The organism is Kocuria sp. CH-021 (genome assembly GCF_049716185.1).
GTDB lineage: Bacteria > Actinomycetota > Actinomycetes > Actinomycetales > Micrococcaceae > Kocuria > Kocuria cellulosilytica.
Genome location: NZ_JBNAFK010000019.1, coordinates 15,582 through 36,222, shown reverse-complemented (window position 1 = coordinate 36,222; position 20,641 = coordinate 15,582). Strand labels below are relative to the sequence as shown.

Genomic DNA, 20,641 nt, shown 5'->3' with positions numbered 1-20,641 from the left:
ATCAATGGTCCGCGTCACGCCGGGCGCGGGACCGCTCCGGGGCCCGCCGGCGCGGCCCCCTGCTCCTCGGCGACCCCCGTCGCCGAGCCCTCCCCCGTCGCCGGGCCCTCCCCCGCCCGGCGGCCGGCCCGCCGGACCGCGTCGGTGAGCTGGGGCAGGCGCCGCCGCAGCACCTCGATCTCCTCGTCGGTGCAGTCGTCGAGCACCGCCAGGACCTCCTCGCCCATGGCCGAGAACATCTGCCGGCCGGAGCGGTAGGCCTGGTCGGTGGCCAGCAGGCTGACCTCCCGCCGGTCCCGGGGGTCGACCGCGCGCACCAGGTGGCCTGCGGAGACCAGGCGCTTGATCACCGACGTGGTCGCCGAGCCGCTCAGCACGAGCCGCTGGGCGATGTCGCCGGCGCGGATCGGCCGGCCCGCACGGTTGGCCTGCATGACCTCGTTGAGGGCGTGGACGTCCTTGTGCGCCAGGCCGAAACGGCGGCGGACCTGGTCCGCGTAGCGCTCGGCCTCGGTGCTGAAGTGCTGCAGCAGGAAGAGCACGTCGAACCCCCGCCGTCCCTGGTGCGGGTTGCCGCCCGGGAACCGGTCCGGCGCCTCGGCGCCGGACCTGCTGTTCGTGCCCTCGTCGGACTGCATGTCCCGAGTCTAGGGCGCGGGCACGGGAGAATGGGGCCATGACCGACAGCAGAGATCACGCCGGCCCGGACCTCCCGCCGCCGGAGGCGCCCGGGAGCCCGGCGGTGTCCGTGGTCGTGCCCGCCCGGGACGACGCCGTGCACCTCGCGCGGTGCCTGCGGCTGCTCACGGCGCAGACCCGGCCGCCGGACGAGATCGTGGTGGTGGACAACGCCTCGAGCGACGGCACCGCCGAGGTCGCCCGCGCCGCCGGGGCCCGCGTGGTGTTCGAGCCCGTGCCGGGCATCCCGCCCGCCGCCGCCGCCGGCTACGACGCCGCCCGGGGCGACGTGGTGGTGCGCTGCGACGCGGACAGCCTCCCCGGCCCGGAGTGGATCGCCGGGCTGCTCGCGGCCCTCGGATCCCGCCCGGGCGTGGTCGCCGTGGCCGGCCCCGGCCGCTTCCACGGCCTCCCGCCCGGCGTCGACCGGCTGCTGTCCGTGCTCTACATGGGCCTGTACGTGCTCAGCACGGCCGCCGCGCTGGCCCACCCGCCCCTGTTCGGCACGAACATGGCGATGCGCCGGTCCTGGTGGCTCGAGGTGCGGGACCGCGTCCACCGGCAGGACCCGGAGCTGCACGACGACCTGGACCTCAGCTTCCGGCTGGACCCCGGGCACCGGATCCTCTTCCGGCCCGGCCTGTCCGTGGGCATGTCCCCCCGGGCGCTGCGGGGCGGTCGCCCCGCCGCCCGCCGGCTGGCGCGCGGCTTCCGGACGATCCGGCTGAACTGGGCCGACGAGCGCCCGTGGGAGCGGTGGCAGGCGCGCCTGGGGCACCGGCCGGACGGGGGCCGCGGATGAGCCGGCTCGCCCTCGTGGTGCGGTGGCTCGGCCCCCTCTCCGTGCTGCTCACCGTTCTGTTCTTCGACCTCGTGGGCGCCTCCGTCATGATGCTCGTGTGCCTGGCCGTCACCATCACGTGGCGGGCCCGGCTGCCGGCGGCCCTGGAGATCACCACGGACCTGACGCTGCTGCTCGCGGCCTGGAGCTCCGTGTTCCTGCTCTACGAGAAGCTCGAGCACTGGGACCTGGTCGTCCACTTCGCGGCCACCGCCGTGCTGGCCGAGCTCGCGTTCCGCGCCCTCGAGCGCTGGTCCCGGCTCTCGTCCCCGGGCCCGGTGTCCCACGTGGTCGTGGTCAGCTCCCTGGGCGCGGCACTGGCCCTCGTGTGGGAGTACCTCGAGTTCGCCGGCTTCTACCTGGTGGACCCCCAGGTGAACGTGGGCTATCTGGACACCATGGGCGATCTGGCCGCCGGCCACGCCGGGTCGCTCGTCGCCGGCATCCTCGGCACCTGGGCGCGGCAGCGGGCGGGCGCCGGAGGGAAGCCGCGCGCCACGGAGCGACCGGGCAGCACAGCGCGACCGGGCGGCACGCAGCGATCCGGCACCGTGCGGAGGCCGGGCAGCACCGAGGACCAAGACACCACCGAGAAGAAGGACTGACCCATGTTCTGGACGAACCTGCTCAAGACCACCGTGCAGACGGGGGCCGCCGCCGCGGCCGGCACCGCGGCCTCCGCCGGGGTGGACAGCCCCTGGTACCGGCACCTGCGCAAGCCCGCGCTGCAGCCGCCGGCCGCCGTCTTCCCGGTCGTGTGGACCGCGCTCTACGCGGACCTGGCGATCACCTCCGCCGCCGTGCTCACCGAGCTGCAGCGGCAGGCCGGCTCGGGCCTGCACCGCCGCGGCTCGCGGGTGCGCACGATCCGGCGGCCGGTGCGTCCCCCGTCCGAGGCGGCGCGGCTCGAGCGCGGCTACCGCCGGGCGCTCGCGCTGAACCTCGCCCTGAACGCGGGCTGGAGCTGGGTCTTCTTCACGAAGCACGACACGGCCCTGGCCACGGCGACGGCCGCGGCGCTGACCGTCAGCACCGCCGACCTCGCACGCCGTGCGGCGCAGGCACGCCCGCTCCACGGCGCCGCGCTGCTCCCCTACGCCGGCTGGTGCGGCTTCGCGACCGTCCTGAGCGCCCGCATCCACCGGCTCAACGCCTGAGCCGGGCCGTCCCCGGCGCCGGCCGGGCCCGGTCAGCGGGAGGAGATCGTGATCCCGCCGTGGCGGTAGCGGATCGTTCCGCCCTGGAAGTGCTGGACGACCGAGTCCCCGGAGCGGTGCTCCGGGGTCACCGGGTAGCCCAGGCGGCCCTGCTCGCCCCGGAGGTCGGCGTGCGCCCGGCCGATCGCCCCGCGCACGGGCTGCGCGCCGGTGGCGGGTGACCACAGCACCCGTCCCCGCTCGAAGTCCTGCCGCGCCCCGCCGCCGACCAGGCCGCCGCGCTCGCGGCCCAGCGGGTACCCCAGCAGACCCGTCTCCGCGCCCAGGGCCGCCCAGCGCCCGCCGATGGCCCCCCGCACGGCGGCCCCGCCGGTCCCGGCGCTCCAGACGACCGTGCCCCCCTGGAAGAGCTGCTGCACGCCCCCGGCGCCGTTGCTCCGCTCCCCGGACCGCGGATAGCCGAGGACGCCGTTGACGCCACCGGCCCGGTGCCAGGCGCTCCGCACGCCGCCGTGCACCCACCGGGCGCCGGAGTCGGGGCTCCAGTAGATCGCTCCGTGCTCGAACTCCTGGTAGCAGCCCTCCTGCGCGAGGCCGCACCGTTCGTGCGAGCGCGGCGCCCCGGTGGACGAGCCGATCCGGGCGTGCAGCCACCCGATGGCGCCCTGCACGGTGTAGCCCTCCTGGAGCGTGGCCCGGGCCACGGCGGCTCTGGGGTGCACGAGCCCGGCGCCGCAGCCGCCCGGGCAGGGCCCGGGCAGCGGCCGGGCCGTGGCGGCCAGGACGTCCTTGACCTGGGCCGGGGAGAGGGACGGATCCGTCTCGCGGACCAGGGCCACGACCCCGGCGACCGTGGGACTGGCCATCGACGTGCCGTACTTGTAGGAGTAGGAGCCGCTGCCGGGCCGGGCGCTCCCGGCGTTGGCGGTGGAGAGGATCTGCCGGGAGGGGTCCCCGCCCGGGGCGGCCAGCGTGACCCTGCCCCAGTTGGAGTACCCGGCACGCGCGCCCTGAGCGGTGGTGGCGGCCACGGTGATCACGCCCCGGCAGTTGGCCGGGGACTCCTCCCGGGCGTCGCGGTCGTTGTTGCCCGCCGCCACGACCACGCTCGTCCCGCGGGCGAGGGCCCGGTCGATCCCCTCCTGCAGGACGGCCGGGCACGTGCTGGAGCGGAAGCCGAGGCTGAGGTTCACCACGGTCGCCGGGTGGGGGTTCGCCGGGACGCCCTCGACGTCGTGGCCCGCGGCCCAGGCGATCGCCACGGCGATGTCCGAGATGTACCCGTCCCCGCAGGCCCCGAGGGCGCGCACCGGCAGCAGCTTCGCGTCGTAGGCGACACCGGCCACGCCGGTGGCGTTGTTCCCCCGTGCCGCCGCGATGCCGGCCGTGTGCGTGCCGTGCCAGGAGGAGGTCCTGGCCGCGGAGCCGGACCAGCACTCGTCCAGGCCCGCGTAGTCGCCCTCGTCCTGGGGGTCCGGATCCCATCCGTCGCCGTCGCGGGAGTGGCCCGGCTGCACACCGCCGGCGTGCAGGGAGACGAAGTCGTGGCCCGGCAGGACGTTGGCGTCCAGGTCCGGGTGGGGCGTGATCCCGGTGTCCACGACCGCGATGGTCTGGCCCGCACCGGTGGCCCGGTCCCACGCGGCGGGCAGGTCGAGGCCCGCCGCCGCGGGCCGGAGGTTCCACTGGGACGTCGCGTAGTAGGGGTCGTCGGGCACCGCGGCGATGCCCGCGAGGTGGTCCGGCTCGGCGTACTCGACGGCCGGGTCCTCCTCGAGGGCGGCGGTCAGGGTCTCGAGCTGCCGCGCGTCGAGGAGCCCGTCCGCCGCCACGACCCGGGCCGAGTCCACGGTCTCGCTGACCTCGTCCAGCCGGGGCGCCGTCCCCCCGGACCCGCCCGCCGCCGCGCCCCGCGGCAGGGCCTGCTCCGCGGCCTCCGCGTAGACGCGCTCCCGGGTCCGCGGGGCGGCCTCCGCGCCGTCCCGGAACTTCACGACCACCCGGTCGGTCGCGCCGGTGCGCCGGGGCTCGTCCGCGCCGGACTCCTCCGTCCCGGGGACTTCCGCCCCGAGGTCTTCCGTCCCGGGCGCGTGCCGGGACGGGACCGGCACGGTGGTGTCCACGGGGGGCCGGGCGGCTGCGGGGACGGCGGCACCGACCAGGGTCAGGACCAGGGCGGCCGCCAGGGCGCGGCCGGGGAAGGACGTCATGGATGCTCCAGCCGGTGGGGGGTGCGGCGCGCGGCGAGGACCCGCAGCGCACCGGCCGCGAAGGGGGGGGTGGGGTCGGCGCCGCTGCGCTCAGCGTACGGAGCGGTTGCTTCTGTTACCGAATGGGAAGTTCCATGCGTTTCACTGTACTTGCGGAGGTGGCCCGGAGAACCGGGCCGCGGACGACGACGGCGCCGTCCACCCCCAGGGGTGGACGGCGCCGCAGGGCCGGGGCGTCAGCGGGTGGAGGTGATCTCCCACCACCGGTTCGGCAGGTCCGGCTGCCAGCGAGCACCCTGGCCGGCGTTCCAGACGATCCATCCCCGGGCGAACTCCTGGAAGCACGGGGTGCCGCCCAGGGCGCACAGCTCGCGGGAGCGGGCCTCACCGGTGGTCGTGCCGATCTTGCGGTGCAGCGTGCCGATGCCGCCCCGGGTGGTGAAGGGCTTGCCGCCCTGCACCGCGATCAGCGCGGAGACCGGGTCCACGATTCCCGCGCCGCACCCCGGCGCGCACCCGCCGGGGGCCTGCCGGGCCGTGGAGGTCAGTGCGTCCCGCAGGCCCGCCACGCCCAGCCGGGGCGAGAGCTGGCGGAGCTGCGCCACGGCGCCGGAGACGGCGGGCGCCGCCATGGAGGTGCCGTTGCGCTCCGTGTACGTGGGCGCCCCGAGGCCCTGGGTCCCGGCGTTGCCGGTGGAGAGGATCTGCGCGTAGGGATCGCCGCCCGGGGCCGCGAGCGTGACCGAGCCGAAGTTGGAGTAGGGGGCCAGGGCGCCCGCGACGTCGGTCGCGGCGACCGAGATCACGCCGGCGCAGTTGGCCGGCGCGGACTGCGCGGCGTCCACACCCTGGTTGCCCGCGGCCGCGACCACGGGGATCCCCCGGCCCAGGGCCTCGCTGATCGCGGACTGCAGCACCGCCGGGCACTCCCCCGGCACGCCGAGGCTGAGGTTGATGACGGTCGCGGGGTTCGGGTTGGCGGCGGCGCCCGCCACCGGGGCGCCACTGGCCCACCGGATGCCCGCGGCGACGTCGGTGATGTACCCCTGGCTGCAGGCGCCCACGGCGCGCACGGGGAGGATCTTCGCGTCCGGGGCCACGCCCGAGATGCCCACGCCGTTGTTCGCGTCGGCCGCGGCGACGCCGGCCGTGTGGGTGCCGTGCCAGGTGGCGCTCACCGGCATGGGGCTGTTGGGGCACAGCACGGAGTCCGGGTGGTCGCCCATGTCGGTCGGGTCCGCGTCCCACCCGTCGCCGTCCCGGCCGTTCTGGGCCGTGGAGACGAAGTCGTAGCCGGGCAGGACGTTCGCGTCCAGGTCGGGGTGGGAGGTGATGCCGGTGTCCACGATCGCGATGGTCTGCCCGGCGCCGGTGGCCCGGTCCCACGCGAGAGGCATGCCCAGCCCGGCCGGGTCGTCCCACAGGCTCCACTGCAGCGTCGCGTAGGACGGGTCGTTCGGCACCGCGGCGGTGGTCGCCAGCAGGTCCGGCTCCGCGTACTCGACGGCGGGGTCCTGCTCCAGGGCGGTGGTGAGCGCCTCGAGCTCGTCGCCGGCCAGCATCGCGCCGGTGCGCACCACCTGTGCGCCGTCCGCGGTGGCCGCGGTCTCCACGAGCCCGGCGTCCCCGGAGCGGCTGGCCGCCTGCGCGTACACGACGTCGCGCGAGTCCTCGGGGACGGCCTCCTCGTGGAACTTCACGACGAGGCGGTCCGTCGCCCGGGCCGGCCCCGGGGCGGGAGCCGCTCCGGGAGCGGTCCCGGCGGCCTCGGGAACCGGCTGCGAGGCCGGGGCCCCGGGCAGTGCGGTCCCGGTCGTCGCCGCGGCGGAGCCCAGCGGGACGAGGGCGAGTGCGGCCGCGAGCGCGAGCGCGGCGGTGGTGCGGGTGGTCGTCAAGGATTCCTCCGGCCGTCGGGACGGGAGGCGGCACGGCGCGCACAGCCCACCCCCCGATGGACTGGAGCGAGAGCGATCCCCCTGCGGAAACGGAGCCCCCACTCCTGTGCTCCGTCCAGCGTAGGAAGCGTGTGCGTGTGTGACCCAATGCGACCCTCGCGGCGCGGGCACCGGTGGGCGCGCCGCCGGGCGGTCGGCGTTCCGCCGGGCGGTGGGCGTTCAGCCGGTCCGGGCGATGCGCAGCGCCGCGGCGATCATCGGGACCTGCAGCGGGAGCCGCGCGAGCGTCACGGCCCGCCGCGCCGGGGAGCCGCGGCGGGCGCGCCAGGCCATGGTGACGTTGCCCGGCCACACGCCCACGAGGAGGGCCGCCGCGGCCCAGCCCCCGGCGCGGCGGGTGCGGGGGTGGAGCAGCAGCGCCCCGACGCCGAGCTCGGCCGCCCCGGAGCCCAGCGTCCAGGTGCGCGGCGCCCCGGGCAGCGAACGGGGGATCAGCCCGTCGAAGAGGGCGGGCCGGGCGAGATGCAGCGTGCCCGTCGTGCACAGGGCCGCCCCCATCCGCAGCGCCGGGGACGCCGCGGCACCGCCGCGGCCGCCGCGGGGCCCGCGCCGGCCGGGGGCTGCGGGGAACGGGCGCTGCCGGGGACGAGGGATCATGGGGCCAGCGTACCCACCGCGGCGTGACGGACCGCACAGTCCTTCCCGGCATAGACCGGCCTCCCGCTTTGTTGACGTGTACACCAGTAAGTGCGTGCACCCGAAAGGACATCCCATGGCTCTCGACGCCCTGCAGGACCAGCTCACCCTCGACGCCCTCGCCGCGGACCTGCTCTTCCGCGAGGCCCGCACGGCCTCCGAGTTCCTCGACGAGCCCGTGTCCGACGAGCAGCTCCGCGCGATCTTCGAGCTCGCCAGGATGGGCCCCACCGCCATGAACATCCAGCCGCTGCGCGTCACGTGGATCCGCTCCGCGGACGCCCGGGAGCGGCTGCTCCCCCACATGGCCGAGGGCAACCGGGCGAAGACCGCCGCCGCCCCCGTCGTCGCGGTGCTCGGCTACGACGTGGACTGGCACGAGCACCTGCCCGTCGTCTTCCCGCCGGCCGCCGGCAAGCAGGAGATGTTCGCCGGCAACGAGGAGCTGCGCGAGCGGATGGGCCGGGACAACGCCCACCTGCAGGCCGGGTACTTCGTGCTGGCCGTGCGGGCCGTGGGCCTCGCCGCGGGCCCCATGGGCGGGTTCGACCCCGCCGGCGTGGACGCCGAGTTCCACGCCGGGACCACCCGCCGCTCCCTGCTGGTCGTGAACATCGGCGCCCCCGCCGCCCCGCGCCACGACCGGCTGCCGCGCCTGGACTTCGACACCGCGACCAGCACCGTCTGAGGCCCTTCCGGACGGGCCCGCCCGTGCGCGGGCCCGTCCGGCCCTCCGCGCCGCCACCGCCCTCCGCGCGTCCTCCGTGGCACCTGTCGGCCCGAGGACGGATACTGGAGAGGATGACGCCCGCACTCCTGTCCCTCGGCACGGCCCTCCCGCCGCACGTGCTCGAGCAGACCGACGCCCAGGACCTCTACCAGGCCCAGCCCGGCACCGACCGGCTCAACGCCCGGCTGCTGCGCACGGTGTTCGGCGCCTCCGGGGTCGAGCGCCGGCACACGGTGCTCCCGGAGCTGGTCGAGGACGGAGCCCGCGGCGGCTCGCCGTACATCACCCCGGACGGCCGGTTCCTGGGGCCCCTGACCGGCGTCCGCAACGCCACCTACGTGGAGCGCGCCCCGGCCCTCTTCGCGGAGGCCGCGCGGGACGCCCTCGCACGGTGCCCCGGCCTCGACCCCGCGTCGATCACCGACGTGGTGACCGTCTCCTGCACCGGCTTCTTCGCCCCCGGCCCCGACTACCACCTGGTCCGGGACCTCGGCCTCGACCCGTCCGCCCGCCGCGCGCACATCGGCTTCATGGGCTGCCACGGCGGGCTGATCGGACTGCGCCAGGCCGCGTCCATCGCCACGGCGGGCCCGGACGCCGTCGTCCTGCTGGTCGCCGTGGAGCTGTGCACGCTGCACCTGCGCCCGGCCCGGGACCCGGACGCCATCCGGGGCGCCGCCCTCTTCGCCGACGGCGCGGCGGCGGCCGTGGTCAGCGCGAGGGTCCCCGAGGGCGTCACGCCGCTGCTCGAGCTCGACCGCTTCCGCACCCTCGTGATCCCGGACGGCGAGGAGGCCATGGCCTGGACCATCGGCGACGCCGGGTTCGAGATGATCCTCGGCGCCGCCGTGCCCCAGGTCCTCGAGGACAACATCCACGCCGCCCTGGAGGCCCTGCTCGACGGTCCCGAGGGCGCCGTGGACCGGGACAGCATCACCGACTGGGCCCTCCACCCGGGCGGCCGGGGCATCCTCGACAAGCTCGAGCACACCCTGGGGCTGCCGCCCGAGGCGCTGCGGGAGTCCCGGGACGTGCTCGCCACGCGGGGCAACATGAGCAGCGTGACCGTCCTGCACGTCCTGCGCCAGGTGATCGACGAGGCCCCCGCGGACGAGGTCCGCACCGTCTGCGCCCTGGCGTTCGGGCCGGGCCTGACCGTAGAGTCGGCGCTGTTCACCATCCCCGCCCGGGTCGCCGCACCGGCCGCGGAGCTCGACCCCGCCGCGGCCGTCCCGATCCGCTAGGAGGTTCCCGTGGACCACGACGTCGTCGTCGTCGGCGCCGGACTCGCAGGCCTGCAGTGCGCCCGGCTGCTCGAGCAGCACGGACTGGACGTGGCGGTCCTGGAGGCCTCGGACGGGGTCGGGGGCCGGGTCCGCACCGACGTGGTCGACGGCTTCCGCTGCGACCGCGGGTTCCAGGTGCTCAACCCCGCCTACACCGAGCTGCGGCGCAGCGTGGACGTCGCGGCGCTGAGGATCCAGAAGTTCGACGCCGCGGCCGGTGTCCGCCGCGGCGACGGGATCGACGTCCTCGCCGATCCGCGGCGCGTCCCGTCCCGGCTGGCGGACACGCTGCGCAGCCCGCTCGTGGAGCTGCGCCGGCTGCCCGCCCTGGCGGCCTGGCTCGCCACGGGTCTGGACCCCCGCACCCGGCGGCGGCAGGAGCGGGACCTCGCCTGGCACGACTCGCTCGACGCCGCCGGGGTGCGGGGCCCGCTGCGGGACCTGGTGCTCGAGCCGTTCCTGGCCGGCGTGATCCTCGAGGACGAGGGCCGCACCTCGGCCGCCTTCGTGCGCGAGCTCGTCGGCTGGTTCCTGCTCGGCACGCCGGGACTGCCGGCCGCGGGCATGGGTGCGCTGCCGGACTGGATCCACGACGGGCTCCGGGCCCCCGCCGTCCTCGGGACCCGTGTGGACTCGGTGCGGCGCACCGGCGACGGGTGGGCCGTGGGCGCCGGCGACGCCGTCCGGCGGGCGCCCTCGGTGGTCGTGGCCGCCGAGGCCCCTGCCGCCGCCGGGCTCCTGGACCTGCCGGAGACCCCCATGAAGGGCGAGGCGACCTGGTGGTTCGCGGCGGAGTCCGCGCCCTCGGAGCTCGGGTGCCTCGTCCTGCCGGGCGAGACCGACGGCCCGCTGATCGACACGGCCGTGGTCAGCAACGCCGCCCCCAGCTACACCCCGGACGGCCGTGCGCTGATCCAGGCGAGCGCCCTGCTCCCGCGGGGCGCCGCGCTCCCGGCCGAGGCCGACGTCCGCCGGCAGCTGGCCGCGATCTGGTCCGCCGACACCGCCGCCTGGGACCTGCTGACCGTGCACGAGGTGCGCCGGGCGCTGCCCGAGCAGCCGCCCGGGCTCGTGGCCGACCGGCCCGTGGCCCTCGGCGACGGCCTCTACGTGTGCGGTGACCACCGCACCGACGGCTCGACCCAGGGCGCCCTGCGCTCCGGGCGCCGGGCCGCGGAGGCCCTGCTGGCCTGAGCCCGGCTCCCCGGACGGAACCGGCCGGCCGCCGGCGACATCGCCCTCAGTCCTCGTAGGTGTCGGCGAGCTGGCGGCGCTGGTGCTCCCGCCGGCTGTAGGTGGCCTCGCGGATGGCCTCGTCGCTGTCGAAGTTCGAGCCGAGGGCCCCGGCCAGGGTGCCCAGGGACGCGGCCAGCCACGCCAGGTGCCCGTAGTCCAGCACATTCACCGGATGCCCCAGCTGGGACTCGAGGTAGCCGGCCTCGATCACCGCCAGGCCCACGACGAAGAGCATCGCCCACAGGAGCACGTACATCATGGCCACGCTCAGCCACACGGTGATGACCGTGGAGGCGTTGTCCGAGCCCGCCCGCCAGGGCGCCTCGGCGTCCCGGGTGCGGTTCCAGAGGTTGTTGTGGAAGATCAGCCACCCGCTCAGCGCCGCGGTGACCACCAGACTGACCATGGCCAGCCGGACCGGGGACAGGGCGTCTGACATGTTCCAGATGGAGGCGTAGAAGATGCCGAAGGCGCCGGTGGCCGCGGCGGCGGCCACGCAGCTGGCCAGGGCCGGCAGCAGCCGTCCGGGACGGTTGCTCAGCACCATGCCGATCAGCAGCCGCAGCCGGTTCACCCACCCGGGCAGCACGAGGTACGAGGTGTCCCCGCCGTCCGCCGGGGACACGCGGCGCACCGCCGTCCGGCCCAGGGCCTCGTGCACCGCGGACGGGGACGGGCGGCGCCGGGCATCGTTGCGGATCTCGCCGACCAGGGCGGCCATCAGCCGGCAGGCCTTGCGGGAGAAGTGGTCCGCGCCCAGGCTCGGCAGCGAGACCAGTGCGGCGGCGGCCCCCGCGCTGACCTCGCACAGCATGGGGTCCCCGTCGTGGTCGCGCGGCAGGTCCGTCAGGTACACCACACAGTCCCAGCCGTGCGCCTCGCGCAGCGCGTCGGCCTTGTCCAGGATCGGGATGTCGCCCTCGGGCGTCAGGGGCAGGGTCTCACGGCTGACCTCCACCTCCCAGGACACCTCCGGGCCGGTGCGCTGGGACAGCGCGCCCGGCAGGTCCTCGGCCACCCGGTGGGCCACCTTCTCCGGCAGGCCGGGGTCGGCCAGCACTCCTACGGTCAGCGTCTGCACTCTGCCTCCTACCCCGGGGCGCACGTGCTGCCGCGGCCGCGGGAACCGCTCCGGGGAACACCTCGACGTCGTCCCACGAGCATAGTCAGCAGGAGGGTGACGACCGGGCCGGCGGACGGCCACGGCCGATGCCGTCCTGGAGCCGGTCGCGGGCGCGGCGGGTCGCGGAGTTCAGATGTTGGAGCCGTCCGGGGGCAGGCCGGCCGGCGGCCGGGAGGACCCGCCCGCACCGGCCGCCGGCAGGTGATCCATGCCCAGGGTGTAGGCGGTCATCGACAGGGAGCCGTAGGAGTAGCCGTCGACGAGCACGTCCGTGTCCGTGGCCCCGGCGGCCCCGGCGAGCCCGGCCAGGTACAGGGAGGGGATGAAGTGGTCGGGGGTGGGCACGGCCAGCTCCCAGTCGCGGTGGGCGTCCAGGGCCGCCAGCTCGGTGGGGTCGGTGAGGATCCGCTCCTTGGCGTCCTCGTTGAAGCGCCGCGCCCAGTCGTAGCCCTCGTCGGTGCGCGTCCAGTCCATCCCGCCCAGGTTGTGCACGATGTTGCCGCTGGCGATGATCAGCACGCCCGCCTCCCGCAGCGGGGCGAGGCGGGCGCCGAGGTCCAGGTGGTAGTCCAGGGGCTTGTCGGCGTTGATGCTCATCTGCAGCACCGGGATCGTGGCGTCCGGGAAGGCGTGGGTGAGCACGGACCAGGTGCCGTGGTCGATGCCCCAGCTGTCGACGTCGGCCCCGATCCAGGTGGGGTGGACGGTGTCGCTGATCTCCTCGACCAGGCCCGGCAGCCCGGGGGCGGGGTACTGCACGTCGAAGAGCTCCTGCGGGAAGCCGTAGAAGTCGTGGATCGTGCGCGGCGCCGGCATCGCGGTGACCGCGGTGGCGTTGATGTACCAGTGCGCGCTGACCACCAGGATGGCCCGGGGACGCGGCACCGAGGCCCCGAACGCCCGCCAGGCGGAGGTGTACCGGTTGACCTCCAGGGCGTTCATGGGGTTGCCGTGCCCGAAGAACGCCGCCGGCATCACGACGTCCGCACCAGGGTTCCGCGTGCTCATCCCGCCTCCTCGGCGCCGGCCCCGAGGGGCGCGGCCACAGTGGTCTGTTGCGGCCATCCTGCCCGGCGCCGGCGCTCCCGCCAAGCCTGCCCGGTCAGCGTCCCGTGCGGCGCCGCCTCGGGGCGAAGCCGGCCGGCTTGTCGGCGGCGTGGAAGTCGGTGATCAGCCGCGCGCACAGCTGCGGCTTCTCGACGAGCACGCCGTGGGAGGCGTGCGGGACCACGGCCAGCTCCCCGTGCGGCAGGGCGCGGTACAGGGCCACGGCGTGCTCGAGCCGCACCTCGTCGTCGTCGCCGACGAGCACGAGGACGGGAAGGCCGAGGTCCGCCAGGTCCGCGTCCGTGCAGGCCGGTTCCGCCGCGTGCATCCGCCGCAGCTTTGCCACCACCTCGCCGTAGTGCTCGCGGCCGTCCGGGGAGACCTCCGCGTAGGCGTCGGCCATGAACTCCGGCGCCTCCGCCTCCTCCGCCAGGACGCCGGGCTCCCAGCCGTCGTGGTGGTACACCCCGCCCGCGACCACGAGGTCCCGGACCAGGTCGGGCCGTCGCAGCGCCACGGTCAGGGCGACGACGGCGCCGTCGCTGAACCCCAGCAGGTGCACCGGCGTCTCGGCCGCGGCGCCGAGGAAGGCGATGGTGTCCTCGGCCATCGCCGCGTAGGAGAGCGGGCCCTCCCGGTCGGGGGTGCGTCCGTGCCCGCGCTGGTCGGGGGTGATCACCCGGTACCGGCCGATCAGCTCCGCCACCAGTGGGCCCAGGGCGCGGGAGTCCGTGCCCCCGGGGTGCAGCAGGACGAAGTGCGGCCCGTTCCCGCGGGCGCTGGACCACAGGCCCCCGATCCGGCCGGTCGGCTCCTCGCTCATGCGGCCAGTATCGCCCCTGCCGGGGACACCGCAGCAGCACGGGCACGGGGCAGGACCGCGTGGGGCAGGACCGCGCGGGGCAGGATCGCGAGGACCTCCCCCACGCGCGTGGCCGAGCGGCCGCCTCGGCCGCTCGGCCGCGCTCCCGCTCAGCCGCGCAGCATCTCGCCCAGCCGCCGGACCCCCTCGGTGATGTCCTCCTCCGAGGCCGCGGAGTAGGCCAGGCGCAGGCTCGTGGAGGCGCGCCCGTCCGCGTAGCAGGCCCCGCCGGGCACGAGCACCACGCCGTGCCCGATGGCCCGGCCCAGGAGGTCCCCGTGGTCGAGGGCCGGGTCGAGGTCCAGCCACGTGAAGAACCCGCCGGCCGGGCGCGTCCAGCGCACCCCCGCCGGCATGAACCGCTCGAGGGCCGCCATCATGGCGGCGCAGCGGGACCGGTAGAGCTCCACCGCCCGGTCCAGGGCGGGCCGCCAGTGCTCGCCGGCCACGTACTCCGCGGCGAGCTCCTGGCTGAGCACGGACGGGTGGATGGTCACGGCCTCGGCCGCGATCTGCAGCCGCGCCCGCACCGCCGGCGCGGCGGCGATCCAGCCCACCCGCAGCCCCGGCGAGAAGATCTTGGAGAAGCTGCCCAGGTGGATCACGGTGCCGGGGTCCAGCGAGTACAGGGACGGGAGCCGGTGGGCGCGGTCGAAGCCGAGCAGCGCGTACGGGTCGTCCTCGAGGACGAGCACGCCGCGCTCGGCGCAGACCTCCACGAGCCGGCGGCGCCGGTCCTCGGTGGTCGTCACGCCCGTGGGGTTGGAGAAGTTCGGCACGGTGTAGACGAACTTCACCCGCCGGCCGGCGGCCCGCAGCCCGTCGATCCGCTCGGCGACCGCCTCGGGGTCCAGCCCGTCGTCGTCGACGTCCACGTGCGCGACCTCGACCTCGTAGCTGCCGAACACGCCGAGGGCCCCCACGTAGGTGGGGCCCTCGGCCACGACCACGTCCCCCGGGTCGCAGAACAGCTTGGTCACGAGGTCGAGACCCGCCTGGGACCCGGTGGTGATCTGGATCGAGTCGGGCGTGGTCTCCGCGCCCTGCAGGCGCATGAGCTCGACGACCAGTCCGGGCAGGCGCTCGATCCCGGCCCCGGAGCCGTACTGCAGCACCTCGGGCCCGCGCTCGGTGAGGATCCGCGCCGCCATCGCGGCCACGGCGTCGTGCGGGAGCACGCTCATGTCCGGGTTCCCGCCGGCCAGGGAGATCATCCCGGGGCGCATCGCGATCTCGAACACGGCGCGGACCGGGGAGGGCCGGAACTCGTCGGCGCGGTGGGCGAACAGCGAGGTGTGGCCGGGCCAGGGGGTCACGGCCGCGCCCCCGGTCACCGCTGCTCCCCCGAGGTCTCCTGCGCCGGGCCCTGCGCCGGCCCCGGCGCGGCGTCCCCGTAGACGTGCCCGGACAGACCGTAGGCGGGCCCGTCCGGGGCCGCGCCGGGGCCCAGCGCGAGGAGGCTGATGAGCTCGTAGGCCACGTGCGCGGCGGCCACCCCGGTGATCTCCGCGTGGTCGTAGGCCGGGGCGACCTCGACGACGTCGGCCCCGACCACGTGCGTGCCCCGCAGCCCGCGCAGGATCTCGAGCACCTCCCGGCTGGTCATGCCGCCGGCCTCCGGGGTCCCCGTGCCGGGGGCGTGGGCCGGGTCCAGAACGTCGATGTCCAGGGACACGTAGAGCGGGCGGTCGCCGACGCGCTCCCGCAGGTGCGCCACGACGGCGTCCACCCCCAGCCGCATGACGTCGGCGGAGGAGACGATGCCGAAGCCGAAGCGGGCGTCGTCGTCGAGGTCCTCGGTGCCGTAGAGCGGACCGCGGGTGCCGACGTGGCACACCGCGTCCGTGTCGAGCAGGCCCTCCTCGAACGCGCGGCGGAAGGGCGTGCCGTGGGTGTACTCGGCGCCGAAGTAGGTGTCCCACGTGTCCAGGTGGGCGTCGAAGTGCAGCAGCGCGACCTTGCCGTGGCGGGCGTGGACGGCGCGCAGCAGCGGCAGGGCGATGGTGTGGTCGCCGCCGATCGCCACGAGCCGGGTGTCCTCGCCCATGAGCTCCGCGGCCTGGGCCTCGATGGCGGCGATCGCCTCGGGGATGTCGAAGGGGTTGGCCACGATGTCCCCGGCGTCGGCGACCTGCGTCCCGGCGAACGGGGAGACGTTCTGCGCGGGGTTGTAGGGGCGCAGCAGGCGGGAGGACTCCCGGACGTGGTTGGCCCCGAACCGGGCGCCGGGCCGGTAGGAGACGCCGGCGTCGAACGGCACGCCCACCACGGCGATGTCCGTGTGCGCGACCTCGTCCGTGCGCGGCAGGCGGGCGAACGTGCCCAGTCCGGCCCAGCGCGGGGTCAGGGCGGCGTTGACGGGCCCGACGACGGGGGTGCCGTCCGGGGCGGAGCCGGTGATGCGCTCGGGATTCATGGCGTGGTGTCCTCTCGGTGGGTGGAGACGGGGATGGTGGACGGGACGGGCGGGGAGCTCAGGAGCCGAGGATCCACAGCAGCACGGCCTCCTCGGTGCCGGGGTTCTCCCACGTGTGCGGCTCGGAGCCGGGGAACGTCACGGTGTCCCCGGCCGCCAGGTCGTAGGTGCGGTCCGGGACGTGGAGGCGGAACAGGCCGCTGACCAGATGCAGCACCTCGGTCTCGCAGTCCATGCTGTACATCGCGTCCTCGCCCCGGCCGCCGGCGGCCACGCGGGCCCGGATGACCTGGACCGAGCGCTGGGCCGCCGGCGTGACGAGCTGCTCCTCGATCCCCTCGCCGCCGAGGTCGATGTGCGGGGCGTCCGCGAGCCGGACCACCTCCACGTCGGCGGGCCCGGCGAAGAGCGCCCCCACGTCGATCCGCAGCACCTGGCACATCCGCACCAGGGAGTCCACGGACGGGGAGGTGATGTCCCGCTCGACCCGGCTCACGAAGCCCTTGGTGAGACCCGCCGCGGAGGCGAGCTGGTCGATGGTCATGTGGCTGCGCCGCCGGTGGTTGCGCAGCCGCGATCCCACGGCGGCGGAGTGCCCGGAGCTCTCGATGGGCAGTGCTTTCACGACGACGCCTCCTCCTCCCGGACGGGTTCACCCGCCCGTCACGACCCGGACCCGTTCCCAAAACATGATCTGCATCATACTATGTGGGACAACTTTTGTTTCTTGCTGGACAACCCGCGGTGAGGAACTCCCCCGACCGACCCCGTGGGCGGCAGCGCCCCGAGGAAGCAGTGACATCCATGAACGTGCTGATCATCGTGCTGTACCTGGTCGCCATGGTGGCGGTCGGGCTCTGGGCCAGCCGCCGGGCGCACGACGCCGAGGACTACCGGGTGGCCGGCCGCCGCCTGGGCCCCGGCTTCTACACGGGCACCATGGCCGCCGTGGTCCTGGGCGGCGCCTCCACCGTGGGCGGGGTGGGCCTCGGCTTCACCTACGGCATCTCCGGGATGTGGCTGGTCGTGGCGATCGCCGCGGGCCTGGCCGCGCTCAGCCTGTTCTTCGCCGGCCGCATCCAGTCCCTCAGGGTCTTCACGGTCTCCCAGATGCTGCAGCTGCGCTACGGCGAGCGCGGCGGGGCCAAGGCGTCCTCGTTCGTGATGCTCGCCTACACCGTGATGCTGTCCGTGACGTCCACGTCCGCGTACGCCGCGATCTTCTCCGTCCTCTTCCCGGTCGACCGGGCCTGGGCGATCCTGCTCGGCGGCGTGGTGGTCGTGGCCTACTCCGTGCTCGGCGGGATGTGGTCGATCACGCTCACCGACATGATGCAGTTCGTGTTCATGACGATCGGGCTGTTCCTGATCCTGCTGCCGTTCTCCCTCTCCGCCGCGGGCGGCTGGTCCGGGCTCGAGGAGCGGCTCGACGCCACGTACTTCACCTGGGACGGCATGGGCACGCAGGCGATCGTCACCCAGTTCGTGGTCTACGGCTTCGGCATGCTGATCGGCCAGGACATCTGGCAGCGCGTCTTCACCGCCCGCTCGCCCCGGGTCGCCCGCTGGGGCGGGCTCGCCTCCGCCGCCTACGTGGGGCTCTACGGCGTGGCCGGGGCCGTCATCGGGATGACGGCCGCCGCGGTCGCCCCGGACCTCGCCTCCCCGGACGACGCGTTCGCCACGATGGCGCAGCAGTACGTCCCGGCCGGGCTCGGCGGGGTGGTGCTCGCCGCCGGTGTCGCCGCCATGATGTCCACGGCCTCGGGCGCGCTCATCGCCGCGGCCACGGTCGCCCGGGTGGACGTCGTGCCGACCCTGCGGTCCCTGGTCACCCGGCACGCGGCCCCCGCCCCGGAGGGCACCGCCGAGGCGCTGCGCGGTGACCGGGTCTACGTGCTCGTCTTCGGCGTGGTGATCACCGGGATCTCGATCTTCGTCTCGGACACCGTCACCGCCCTGACCATCGCCTACGACATCCTGGTGGGCGGTCTGCTCGTCGCGATCCTCGGCGGGCTCGTGTGGCGGCGGGGCACGAGCCTCGGCGCGGCCCTGTCCATGCTCGTCGGGTCCGTGGTGACCGTGGCGTCCATGGCGGTGTTCGGCGTGCTCGCCAACGCCCCCATCTACCTGGGGCTGGCGAGCTCGGCGCTCGTCTACGTGGTCGTCTCGCTGCTGTCCCGTCCCACCCACGCCGGGGTGCTGCGGCAGTGGAACGAGCGCCTCGCGGGCTCCGGTCCGGCCGGCGCCGAGCGCACGGAGGTCCGCTCGTGAGCGCCTGGTCCCGGCTCTCCGACCACCTGGACGAGAACTCCGAGGGCTACGGCCCGCTGCGGGGCACGCTGGGGGCCGGCCGGATCGGGATGATCTGGCTCGCGGCGAACCTCGTGGTGACCACGCTGCTGACGGGAACGCTGTTCGTGCCCGGGGTCTACTGGCCCACGGCCCTGGCCATGATCGTGCTGGGCACGCTGATCGGCGGGACGGTGCTGGTGCTCGTGGGGAACATGGGCACGCGCACCGGCCTCCCCACCATGTCCCTGACCAAGGGCTCCTTCGGGCTGCGCGGCTCCTTCCTCCCGGTGGCCGCGAACGTGGTCATCCTCATGGGCTGGAGCTGGGTGCAGGCCATGCTCGCCGGCGTCACCGTGAACTTCCTGGTGGCGCAGGCGACCGGCTACTCCAACCCGGTGCTGTTCTCCGTGCTCTGCCAGACGCTGGTCGTGACCCTGGCCGTCTTCGGCCACGAGGGCATCGCCCGGGTCGAGCCGTGGCTGGCGGCGGTGATCCTGGGCATCATGGCCTGGGTCTTCGCCGTGGCGTTCACCTCCTACCCGCCGGCCGGCTTCGCCGCCCTGCCCGTGGACGCCGGGGCGGGCTGGTCCTCCATCACGGTCCTCGACGTGGTCATCGCCACGGCCGTCTCCTGGACGGTGCTCTCCGCGGAGTTCAACCGCCTCGCCCGGACGCAGGCCGCGGGCATGGTCGGCTCCGGCACGGGCTACGTCCTGTCCACGGTCGCCGCCATGAGCCTCGGGGCGACCGCGATCGGCTACGTGGTGCTCGACGGCGGGGAGGCGGTCGGCTTCGACCCGACGGTGCTCGTCGCCGCCTTCGGCGCGCCCCTGGCGGTGGTGATCTTCCTGTCGGTGATGGCCACCAACACCATGGTCGTCTACGGCATGGTCTCCTCGGTGGTGAACCTCGCGCCCTCGCGCCGGGTGCGGTTCCTGCCCACGGCGCTGGTGCTGGGAGCCGTGTCGGTCCTCGGGTCCACCTGGCTGGGCCTGCTGGACCAGTTCACCGGCTTCCTGGTGCTGATCGGCTCCCTGTTCCTGCCGGTCTTCGCGATCATGCTGGTGGACTACTACGTGGTCAAGCGCGGCGCCTACGCCGCGGACATCCTGCGGGGGCACGGCGGCCGGTACTGGTACCGGGGCGGGGTCAATCCCGCCGCCGTGCCGGTGTGGCTCGTCGGCGCGGCCACGTCCCTCGTGCTCACCTACGTGCTGCCGAGCCCGGTGGGCGCCACGATCCCCACGTTCGCCGTGTCCGCGGCGCTCTACCTGGGCTGGGCCGTGGCGGCCGGGAGGGTCGTGGCGGGCCGGCCGGTGCAGCGCCACCTCTCCGACGCGGCGGACGAGGCGCACGCGCCCGGCGCCGGGCCCGGCCGGGCCTCCGCCCTGGACGGGCCCGGCGCCCCGGACGGGGCCGCCGCCCCGGACGGGTGCGGCAGGGCCGGCGAGGCCGGCCGGCCGGAGGAGGCCGCCGATGCTCCTCGTTGACCTGAGCCACCCTGTGGAGGCCGGCATGCAGGTCTTCCCGGGGGATCCGCCGGTGGACGGCCGGCTCGCGGCGTCCGTCCCGCAGGACGGCTTCCAGGTGGCCGAGCTGCACCTGGGCACGCACAGCGGGACGCACGTGGACGCGCCCCTGCACACCGTGGACGGCGGCTCGCCCGTGGACGAGCTCGATCTCTCCCGGCTGGTCGGACCGGCCCGCGTGGTGCACGTGCCGGACCTCCGGGAGCACGCCGTGATCGGCTGGGACGACGTCCGCGCGCAGCTGGAGGACGTCCCCGCCGGCACGATCGTGCTGTTCCGCACCGACTGGTCCCGGCACTTCGGCACGCCGCGCTACCTGCGGCACCCGGTGCTGGACGTGGGCGTCGCCGAGCGGCTGCTGTCGGCGGGCGTGCGCGTGCTCGGCGTCGACACCCTCAACCCGGACCGCACCCCGGACGCCTCCTCGACCGGCCCGCTCGAGCTGCCGGTGCACGCGGCGGTCCTGGGAGCGGGCGGGGCGATCATCGAGAACCTGACGAACCTGCACGCCGTCACCTGGCCGGATCCGCTGCTGAGCGCCCTGCCGCTGCGGCTGCGCGGCCTGGACGGCTCCCCGGTCCGGGCGGTGGCGATGCAGCTGTGAGCCCCGCACCGCCGCCCCGGGCACGGACGGCCGGGC

At 75.4% G+C, this 20,641-nt stretch carries 19 protein-coding genes; 9 read left to right on the top strand and 10 right to left on the bottom strand.

Annotation, left to right across the window (positions count from 1 at the left end; all coding sequences use genetic code 11):
• Positions 1 to 14 precede the first annotated feature (14 nt).
• Entirely contained in the window at positions 15 to 638 is a 624-nt protein-coding gene (locus tag ACPYN7_RS14160) for a MarR family winged helix-turn-helix transcriptional regulator (protein ID WP_424348071.1), read from the bottom strand.
• Between the two features lie 38 nt (positions 639 to 676).
• Here ACPYN7_RS14160 and ACPYN7_RS14155 point away from each other — a divergent pair, with 38 nt between their 5' ends.
• The 3 genes from ACPYN7_RS14155 to ACPYN7_RS14145 are packed head-to-tail and all read left to right on the top strand — an operon-like array spanning position 677 to position 2,676.
• A complete protein-coding gene (locus ACPYN7_RS14155; protein ID WP_424348070.1) occupies positions 677 to 1,480 on the top strand; it encodes a glycosyltransferase family A protein in 804 nt (267 codons plus the stop codon).
• Positions 1,477 to 2,124: a hypothetical protein gene (locus ACPYN7_RS14150; protein ID WP_424348069.1), complete on the top strand. Its 648-nt coding sequence runs from the start codon at positions 1,477 to 1,479 to the stop codon at positions 2,122 to 2,124. The genes ACPYN7_RS14155 and ACPYN7_RS14150 overlap by 4 nt, the downstream gene beginning before the upstream one ends.
• A gap of 3 nt (positions 2,125 to 2,127) precedes the next feature.
• Entirely contained in the window at positions 2,128 to 2,676 is a 549-nt protein-coding gene (locus ACPYN7_RS14145) for a TspO/MBR family protein (RefSeq protein WP_424348068.1), read from the top strand.
• 32 nt (positions 2,677 to 2,708) lie between these two features.
• On the opposite strand, the gene ACPYN7_RS14140 is transcribed toward ACPYN7_RS14145, so the two are convergent.
• The 3 genes from ACPYN7_RS14140 to ACPYN7_RS14130 all read right to left on the bottom strand — a co-directional run bounded on the left by ACPYN7_RS14140 (position 2,709) and on the right by ACPYN7_RS14130 (position 7,438).
• The gene (locus ACPYN7_RS14140) at positions 2,709 to 4,886 is read right to left on the bottom strand and encodes a S8 family serine peptidase (protein ID WP_424348067.1); all 2,178 of its coding nucleotides are present in this window, start codon (positions 4,884 to 4,886) and stop codon (positions 2,709 to 2,711) included.
• 236 nt (positions 4,887 to 5,122) lie between these two features.
• Positions 5,123 to 6,781, bottom strand: coding sequence for a S8 family serine peptidase (locus tag ACPYN7_RS14135; RefSeq protein WP_424348066.1), 1,659 nt, complete (start codon positions 6,779 to 6,781; stop codon positions 5,123 to 5,125).
• 219 nt (positions 6,782 to 7,000) lie between these two features.
• Positions 7,001 to 7,438: a DoxX family protein gene (locus ACPYN7_RS14130; RefSeq protein WP_331457101.1), complete on the bottom strand. Its 438-nt coding sequence runs from the start codon at positions 7,436 to 7,438 to the stop codon at positions 7,001 to 7,003.
• A gap of 115 nt (positions 7,439 to 7,553) precedes the next feature.
• Here ACPYN7_RS14130 and ACPYN7_RS14125 point away from each other — a divergent pair, with 115 nt between their 5' ends.
• The 3 genes from ACPYN7_RS14125 (at position 7,554) to ACPYN7_RS14115 (ending at position 10,687) form a co-directional block, all read left to right on the top strand.
• Positions 7,554 to 8,165, top strand: a complete 612-nt coding sequence (locus ACPYN7_RS14125) for a malonic semialdehyde reductase (protein WP_058873167.1) — start codon at positions 7,554 to 7,556, stop codon at positions 8,163 to 8,165.
• Positions 8,166 to 8,278: 113 nt separating this feature from the next.
• Entirely contained in the window at positions 8,279 to 9,451 is a 1,173-nt protein-coding gene (locus ACPYN7_RS14120; protein ID WP_058873166.1) for a type III polyketide synthase, read from the top strand.
• A gap of 9 nt (positions 9,452 to 9,460) precedes the next feature.
• On the top strand, positions 9,461 to 10,687 hold the full coding sequence (locus ACPYN7_RS14115) for an FAD-dependent oxidoreductase (protein WP_424348065.1): 1,227 nt from the start codon (positions 9,461 to 9,463) through the stop codon (positions 10,685 to 10,687).
• Positions 10,688 to 10,733: 46 nt separating this feature from the next.
• Here the strand turns inward: ACPYN7_RS14115 and ACPYN7_RS14110 are convergent, their stop codons facing one another.
• The 6 genes from ACPYN7_RS14110 to ACPYN7_RS14085 all read right to left on the bottom strand — a co-directional run bounded on the left by ACPYN7_RS14110 (position 10,734) and on the right by ACPYN7_RS14085 (position 16,802).
• Positions 10,734 to 11,810 carry a hypothetical protein gene (locus ACPYN7_RS14110; protein ID WP_157571288.1) on the bottom strand — a complete coding sequence of 359 codons (1,077 nt, stop codon included), beginning with the start codon at positions 11,808 to 11,810 and terminating at the stop codon, positions 10,734 to 10,736.
• A gap of 171 nt (positions 11,811 to 11,981) precedes the next feature.
• On the bottom strand, positions 11,982 to 12,860 hold the full coding sequence (gene ygiD / locus ACPYN7_RS14105) for a 4,5-DOPA dioxygenase extradiol (RefSeq protein WP_424348064.1): 879 nt from the start codon (positions 12,858 to 12,860) through the stop codon (positions 11,982 to 11,984).
• A gap of 94 nt (positions 12,861 to 12,954) precedes the next feature.
• On the bottom strand, positions 12,955 to 13,722 hold the full coding sequence (locus ACPYN7_RS14100; protein ID WP_424348063.1) for an alpha/beta fold hydrolase: 768 nt from the start codon (positions 13,720 to 13,722) through the stop codon (positions 12,955 to 12,957).
• Positions 13,723 to 13,871: 149 nt separating this feature from the next.
• Positions 13,872 to 15,077 carry a PLP-dependent aminotransferase family protein gene (locus ACPYN7_RS14095; protein WP_424348062.1) on the bottom strand — a complete coding sequence of 402 codons (1,206 nt, stop codon included), beginning with the start codon at positions 15,075 to 15,077 and terminating at the stop codon, positions 13,872 to 13,874.
• 14 nt (positions 15,078 to 15,091) lie between these two features.
• The gene (gene speB / locus ACPYN7_RS14090) at positions 15,092 to 16,177 is read right to left on the bottom strand and encodes an agmatinase (protein WP_058873161.1); all 1,086 of its coding nucleotides are present in this window, start codon (positions 16,175 to 16,177) and stop codon (positions 15,092 to 15,094) included.
• Positions 16,178 to 16,235: 58 nt separating this feature from the next.
• On the bottom strand, positions 16,236 to 16,802 hold the full coding sequence (locus tag ACPYN7_RS14085; protein WP_058873160.1) for a helix-turn-helix domain-containing protein: 567 nt from the start codon (positions 16,800 to 16,802) through the stop codon (positions 16,236 to 16,238).
• 179 nt (positions 16,803 to 16,981) lie between these two features.
• Between ACPYN7_RS14085 and ACPYN7_RS14080 the strand changes: the two genes are divergently transcribed.
• Genes ACPYN7_RS14080 through ACPYN7_RS14070 form a run of 3 tightly spaced genes read left to right on the top strand, consistent with a single transcriptional unit; the run spans position 16,982 to position 20,605 of the window.
• Positions 16,982 to 18,451: a sodium:solute symporter gene (locus tag ACPYN7_RS14080; RefSeq protein ID WP_058873159.1), complete on the top strand. Its 1,470-nt coding sequence runs from the start codon at positions 16,982 to 16,984 to the stop codon at positions 18,449 to 18,451.
• Complete coding sequence (locus ACPYN7_RS14075) at positions 18,448 to 19,962, top strand: purine-cytosine permease family protein (RefSeq protein WP_424348061.1); 1,515 nt, start codon at positions 18,448 to 18,450, stop codon at positions 19,960 to 19,962. The genes ACPYN7_RS14080 and ACPYN7_RS14075 overlap by 4 nt, the downstream gene beginning before the upstream one ends.
• The gene (locus ACPYN7_RS14070; protein WP_058873157.1) at positions 19,949 to 20,605 is read left to right on the top strand and encodes a cyclase family protein; all 657 of its coding nucleotides are present in this window, start codon (positions 19,949 to 19,951) and stop codon (positions 20,603 to 20,605) included. The genes ACPYN7_RS14075 and ACPYN7_RS14070 overlap by 14 nt, the downstream gene beginning before the upstream one ends.
• Positions 20,606 to 20,641 lie beyond the last annotated feature (36 nt).